2 protein-coding genes are annotated in these 1,554 nt (G+C 35.1%); both read right to left on the minus strand.

The features are described from left to right. Window positions 1-161: 161 nt before the first annotated feature. Window positions 162-542, minus strand: coding sequence for a hypothetical protein (locus tag Q0796_RS18020; RefSeq protein ID WP_298445869.1), 381 nt, complete (start codon window positions 540-542; stop codon window positions 162-164). Window positions 543-1,075: 533 nt separating this feature from the next. Further along, window positions 1,076-1,432 (minus strand): hypothetical protein, encoded by a 357-nt coding sequence (locus Q0796_RS18025; RefSeq protein WP_298445872.1) that lies wholly within the window; start codon window positions 1,430-1,432, stop codon window positions 1,076-1,078. Between the last annotated feature and the right edge of the window lie 122 nt (window positions 1,433-1,554).

A 1,554-nucleotide genomic window follows, 5' to 3' on the forward strand; every position in this document is an offset into this window, starting at 1 on the left:
TTTCCATAATCAAAAAGAAAAAGAAAACACCAAATGCACTCCAAAACTCCACCATACTCTCCTTTACATATAACGCCCCGCTAAGAGGCTAAAAATGCATGGTTATAATTTGTGAGGCACGAACGCAAACCATGCGTTTTACGTCCTGCTTTAGCGCCTTGTTAGTTGCTCTTTGCGAATTGCCAAAAGTCTCTGTTAGCGTATAGAACCCAATTTAAACTTTTTGGAACCATATAGAAATATAAAATTTCAGTAGAGCATTGGAATTTATCAAATTCAGACCATTTTAAATTTAGCTGTTCAGTTAACCTTTTAGTTAAACCAGAGTGTTTATATTTACGTTCAAAGGTCTCAAATACGAACACCGTTTCGCAATGTTTAGATTCAGAAATATTTGAAAAAATGAGGCCAAATTGATCTTCAGATAACCAATTATTCAGTTCTGAATTAGAGTTTTTAATAATTTCCCAAGAATTAGAAGTAAGACTTAATTCTTGGTCATTTTCAGTATCGATAATCGATTTTAATTCATCAAAGTGCAACTGAAACTCCATAGGCAACTAACGCCTCGTTAAGAGGCAAATAATATGTTGGCTAAAATAAGCGACGCAGGAGCAAAAGCCAACTCTTATTTGTCCTGCTTTAACGACTTGTTAGAAGTATTTTACTACCAACCCTCTAGGTAAGAACCTATTTCTTTACCCTTTGAAATATCATCTTGATTAATAAAGACACTCTTAGTTTCAGGTTTGCGAAGACTGTAACGATGAAACAAAAAACATAATCCCAAATATAGTAACCAGAAAAATATAAGTAGCCCAACAAGTAAACCAGTCTTCGCTAATAAGCCTAACCCATCTCTGAAATAGATTATTGGAGTTCCTATTAAACATACAAGCCAAGATATGTGCATGAATGAGGTCTTGGCTGCGATCTTAAATACGGTAAATGAATACATTGATGCTTAATCAATCCTTTGATACTTCTAACGCCCCGTTAAGAGGCTAAAAATTGTTGGTTATACTTGTGAAGCATGAACAAAACCAACTGTTTTTTGTCCTGCTTTAATGCCTTGTTATATTTCACTTTTTACACCTTTTCCTGAGTAATAAAGTGTATATCCCCAAAACGGATCTAACGATAAAAATTGGATCTTATTTAACTCTCCAGTTAGATAATAAGCTTTCACTCTCGTAACCTTACCCTCTTGCTCTATTTCCCATGAAATAGTTGTATCAGCAAGTGTGCTTTTTATGGGGTTACCAAACATCTGTGAAATTTCATCACTAGTTGTATTGGAGTTAAAACTACGCAAGTTTTCTAAAGTCTCTTTTTGATGTTCCGTCATTAATTCTAAAGAATTTCCTGACGTGTTCAAAAACGAAAAACCGATTACTATAATAATGAAAAATAAAACCAATCCTTTTTTCAACGCACACCTTCCGTGAAATATAACGCTCCACTTAGCGGGAGCAGACGGCGTTGTTTCCTAAATCGTATTGAACCAATCAGCGCGACGGCGATCTGATCCTTGAACTGAGAATTCGGGACATA

The organism is uncultured Ferrimonas sp. (assembly GCF_947489035.1).
In the GTDB taxonomy this organism is placed as follows: Bacteria; Pseudomonadota; Gammaproteobacteria; order Enterobacterales; family Shewanellaceae; genus Ferrimonas.